This is a genomic window from Intrasporangium calvum (assembly GCF_028446585.1).
Taxonomy (GTDB): Bacteria; Actinomycetota; Actinomycetes; order Actinomycetales; family Dermatophilaceae; genus Intrasporangium; species Intrasporangium calvum_A.
Genome location: NZ_JAPFQL010000130.1, coordinates 1 through 5,327, shown reverse-complemented (window position 1 = coordinate 5,327; position 5,327 = coordinate 1). Strand labels below are relative to the sequence as shown.

3 protein-coding genes are annotated in these 5,327 nt (G+C 71.1%); 1 reads left to right on the top strand and 2 read right to left on the bottom strand.

Annotated elements, in window-relative coordinates; translation table 11 throughout:
* Window positions 1-225 precede the first annotated feature (225 nt).
* Window positions 226-996, bottom strand: coding sequence for a dimethylargininase (gene ddaH / locus OO014_RS18745; protein WP_272463847.1), 771 nt, complete (start codon window positions 994-996; stop codon window positions 226-228).
* 18 nt (window positions 997-1,014) lie between these two features.
* Entirely contained in the window at window positions 1,015-1,974 is a 960-nt protein-coding gene (locus tag OO014_RS18740) for a LysR family transcriptional regulator (protein WP_272463846.1), read from the bottom strand.
* Window positions 1,975-2,064: 90 nt separating this feature from the next.
* Between OO014_RS18740 and OO014_RS18735 the strand changes: the two genes are divergently transcribed.
* Window positions 2,065-5,327 (top strand): M20/M25/M40 family metallo-hydrolase (locus OO014_RS18735; RefSeq protein ID WP_272463845.1); only part of this gene is annotated, 3,263 nt, incomplete at its 3' end.

The window sequence follows — 5,327 nt, the reverse complement described above, 5'->3', positions numbered from 1 at the left end:
CATACGGCCGCGTCGTCTGGAGACCGACGAACTCGAGTGGCCCCCTGATCCACAGGCCCGGCCGGGTGGGGGTGTGGACGGTCGGGCCACTCGAGTGGGGGTGGGGCTGGGAGTGAGCGCGGCGGCATACGGCCACGCCTGTCTGGAGACCGACGAACTCGAGTGGCCCCAGAATCCACAGGACCGGCCTGTGGAGGACGGGGCCACTCGAGGGGGGGAGTGGGGTCAGCCGCGCAGGCGGACCGACAGGCAGGTGACGCAGCCCTCGAGCTTCTCGAACTCCGAGATGTCCACGACGCTGACGTCGTGCCCCTGCCCCTGGAGCAGGTGTGCGGTCTGCGGGGCCGCGGCGGACATGAGCACCGACATCCCGCCCAGGAGGACGACAGCGGTGCCGGCCTCCTCCGGCACGGACAGGAAGTCCGACCAGTGGGACGGGTCGTCCACCGTCGCCTCGTGACCGATGACCGTGCCCAGGGGGAGCGCCGTCACCGCCGACTTGAGGTGAAGCGCCCGCGTCACGGGGACCCTGTGGACGACCACGGAGAACTGCGCCAGGGCCCGCTCGAGCTGGTCGATCCCCGACTCGTTGGACCGGCCGCCGGTGCCGACCCAGACCTCTCGGCCCCACTTGAGCACGTCGCCGCCGTCGAGGGTCCCCGGTGCCTCGATCTCGACGCAGCGATACCCGACGCGCTCGAGCGTCTCGCGCAGACCGGCCTGCTCGGCCCGGCGCTGCGGGGCACCCGACCAGCACAGCACGGCGAGGTCGCCGAAGACGACGACCTGGTCCTCGATGAAGACACCGTCCGGGCAGTCGTCGACGGGCGGGGCCTCGATGACGTCCCAGCCTCGGCGCTGGAGGGCGGCGCAGTAGCCCTCCCACTGGCGCAGCGCCAGGTCCGCGTCGACCGACCCGGACCGCTCGATGTGCGTGACAATCCCGTCCGCCAGGAGCGGCGACGGGCGGCGGACGAGGGCGAGGCGACGGTGCACGACCGTGAGCCTACGGCGTCAGATGGTGGGCCGATGGCCCGGGAACTCGTGCCACCACGCCTGGAGCATCGCGGTCTCCTCCAGCTCGCGCACGAAGGTCGACTGGGCGGCCCGGACACAAGCGGCGGCCTCGCCCTCGGTGACTCGTGCCGGGCTCCATCGCACGACCCTGGTCCCGGCCACCGGATGCCCGGCGAGCGGGCGCAGCACGACCCCGGGTGGAGGAACGTCGCTCGGCATCGCGAGCGCCACCGCACGCCCAGCGGCGATGTACGGCCAGAAGTCCGGCAGGCTCTGGCGGCCCAGCGGTGAAGCGGGGGCGATGCCGACCCGCCGGAACGCGTCCGTCAGCGCTGCGTACGTCCCGTCGGGCTTGCCGGGCGGGAGCAGCCACTCGTCAGCGCCGAGGTCGCCGAGGTGCACCTCGCCCGCAGCCGCCAGCGGGTGCGTCGCCGCGAGGGCGATGAAGAACGGCTCGTGCCGCACCACCACGGACTGGCGCAGGCCCTCGGGGCAGCCGTCGTCGAAGCCGACGTGCACCCCGGCAAAGGCCACGTCGACGTCGCCGTGGAGCAGGTTCTCGGTGATCACCGCACTCGACGTGTCGACCGAGGCCGTCACCTCACGCTCGAAGCCGAGCGCCTCGAGCTCGAGCAGGAAGGCCGAGAAGTAGCGCCACGTGTTGCACCCGACCCGCAGCGGCCCGGCACCCGAGACCTGCCGGCGTGCCTCACTCACCATCCCCTCGAGTCCCGCGACGATGTCCCGCGCCCGGTCGATGACGAGACGCCCGACAGGCGTGGGCCGGACGCCCTCGCGGCTGCGGGCGAAGAGCGCGCCCCCGACGGCCTGCTCGATACGGCTCAGCTGGGCGCTGAGGGACGGTTGGGACACCCCCAGCCGGGCGGCCGCCGAGCTGACACTGCCGGCCTCGGCCACGGTCAGCACCACGCGGAGATGGCGTACGTCGAGCTCCACAACGCCGAGGTTATGGCCAAGTGGGATTACCGGCATCTCGAAGCAGACGCAACCCTCGTGAGCAACCTACTCACGGAAAGGTTGATCTCAATGACGAGACCCAGACCTCGCCGGCTCGGGCGGATCGTGGCGTTCAGCTCCCTCGCGGGACTGGCCACACCCTTCGCCCTGCAGGCCCCCTTGGCCACGGCCGCAAACCCGGCCCCGGCCGGGAGCGCCATGACGGCCACTGTCAGCTCGGCGCCTGCCGGGCAACCCTCGAAGGACAAGGCGCTCGCGGCGGCTGACGCAGCCGTGCAGCGCCGACTGGGGGCGACCGCTGCCTCCACCGGTGAAGCGTTCATCCGCCAGGGCTCCAACGCCGGTCCCGGGGGCCGCCACTACGTGCTCTACCAGCGCAGCTGGCAGGGCCTGCCCGTCATCGGCGCCGAGACGATCGTCACCGCCGACGAGACGGGTGCCGTGCACGACATCACCCAGGCCACGGACCGCGTTCCCGCGGTGTCCTCGACGCGGCCTGCAGTCAGCGCCGGCAAGGCGGCAGCCACCGCCAGGGCGCTCGTCGACTCCGTCGAGCACGTGGACGGACCCGACCTCGTCATCTTCATGGCAGACGGCAAGCAACCCCGGCTCGCCTGGCACGTCAAGGTCGAGGGTGAGCGCAGCACCGGCCTGCCCGCCGTCCTCGAGGTCTACGTCGACGCCCGCTCGGGCAAGGTCGCCTCCGTCGAGGACCTCGTGCGCGAGGCGACCGGCTATGGCCACCACAACGGCACCGTCTCGATCACGACGACCGGATCAGGGTCCTCGTACTCCATGACGAGCACGTCTGCGCCGGGCCTCAAGTGCCAGAACCAGAGCGGCACCACCTACACCGACTCCGACAACGTGTGGGGCAACGGCTCGGGCACCGACATGCCCACCGCCTGCGTCGACGCGATGTACGGCGGCGAGCAGGAGGAGCTGATGCTCGCGGCCTGGGCGGGCCGCAACGGCATCAACGGCTCCGGCGGCAACTATCCGGCGCGAGTGGGCCTCGCCGATGTCAACGCCTACTGGAACGGCTCCTACGCCAACTTCGGCCGCAACAGCGCCAACACCAAGCAGGCGACGTCGATGGACGTCGTCGCGCACGAGTTCGGCCACGGCCTCTTCCAGTTCTCCGGGGGCAGCGGCGGCTCGGGCAACGAGTCGGGCGGCCTCAACGAGTCGGCAGCCGACATCGTCGGCGCAGCCACCGAGTTCTTCGCGAACAACGCGAGCGACCCGGGCGACTACCTCGTCGGCGAGGAGGTCGACCTCTCTGGCTCGGGGCCGATCCGCAACATGTACAACCCCTCGGCGCTGGGCGACCCCAACTGCTACTCCTCCGACATCCCCAACACCGAGGTCCACGCAGCGGCGGGACCGCAGAACCACTGGTTCTACCTCCTGGCCGAGGGCAGCAACCCCGGTGGCGGCAAGCCGTCGAGCCCGATCTGCTCGGGCGGGCCCAGCTCCGTCACCGGGATCGGCCTCCAGAAGGCGACGAACATCTTCGTCAACGCCCTCCAGCGCAAGACCTCCCCGTGGACGCACGCCAAGGCCCGGGTCGCCACCCTCCAGGCGACCAAGGACCTCTATCCGGGCTCGTGCACCGAGTTCAACACGGTCAAGGCGGCCTGGCTGGCCGTCGCGGTCGGGGCGCAGAGCACCGAGCCGACGTGCACGGCCAGCTCCCAGGACTTCGCGATGGCGCTCTCCCCGACGTCGGGGAACGTCGAGGCCGGCTCGAGCGCGACGGCGACGGTCGCGACGACGACAACCTCGGGTTCCGCCCAGTCGGTGACGTTCTCGGCCACCGGCTTGCCGGCCGGTGTGACGGCGGCGTTCTCGCCGCTGACGGTCACCTCGGGTGCGAGCTCGACGATGACCATCGCGACCTCCACGTCGACTCCGGCGGGGACCTACACCGTGACGGTCCTGGGTGACGGCGCGGCGATCGACCGCACCGTGACCTACACGTTGACCGTCGGCGGCGGCACTCCCAGCCCGACCGCGCCGGACATCGACGTCGAGAAGGTCAAGTCGCACGTCTCCGCGCTGCAGTCCATCGCGTCGAGCAACGGGGGCAACCGCCGGGCCGGCTCGGCCGGCTACACGGCCTCGGTCAACTACATCAAGGACAAGCTGACGGCCGCCGGCTTCACCGTCTCCCTCCAGCGGTGCTCGACCTGCACCTACCCGTCGGACAACATCATCGCCGACTGGCCCGGTGGTGACCTGAACCGCACCTACGTCTTCGGGGCGCACCTCGACGGCGTGTCTGGCGGAGCGGGCATGAACGACAACGGGTCCGGCTCGGCCGCGGTTCTCGAGACCGCTCTCGCACTGGCGCAGCAGAACCCGACGATGTCCGGGCACCTCCGGTTCGCCTGGTGGACCGACGAGGAGCAGGGCCTCAACGGCTCGGAGTACTACGTGCAGAGCCTGACGGCGACGCAGCGCAGCCAGATCAAGGCCTACTACAACTTCGACATGGTCGCGTCGACGAACGGTGGCTACTTCATCAACCACCTGACCTCCGCGGCGGCCGCGCCGATGAAGGCCTACTGGGACGGCCTCGGCCTCGCACCGGAGGAGAACACCGAGGGCGCGGGCCGCTCGGACGACTACTCCTTCGAGGCCTACGGCATCCCCACGTCGGGCTACGCCATGGGTGCGAGCGCGACCAAGACGAGCGCGCAGGCGACGAAGTGGGGCGGCACGGCCGGAGCGGCCTACGACCCCTGCTACCACTCGTCCTGCGACACCTACCCGAGCAACGTCAACGCGACGGGGCTCAACCGGGCCGCGGACGGCATCGCCCACACCGCGTGGGCGCAGGCCGTGAGCGGCGACACCCAGCCGGGTGACGACTTCTCCGTGTCGGTCTCGCCCACGACGGGCTCGGTCGAGGCGGGCTCGTCCACGACGGCGACGGTCAGCACGGCGGTGACGTCGGGCTCGGCGGTCAGCGTCACGCTGAGCGCGTCCGGCCTCCCGGCCGGGGCGACGGCGACGTTCTCACCGGCGACGGTGACGGCGGGCGGCAGCTCCACGATGACCATCACCACGTCATCGAGCACGCCGGCGGGGACGTCGAACGTGACGGTCACCGCGGCCGGCGGAGGGAAGTCGCACACGGCGAGCTACGGGTTGACGGTCACGTCCACGAGCTCGGGCTGCGCCGGTTACGACGTCGTCCAGAGCGGCACCGTGTCGTCGGGCGGCACGACCTACCTGCCGTACGTCTACGACTCGACGGCGGGCGTCATGACGGCGTGTCTCGACGGCCCGAACGGCGTCGACTTCGACCTCTACCTCCAGAAGTG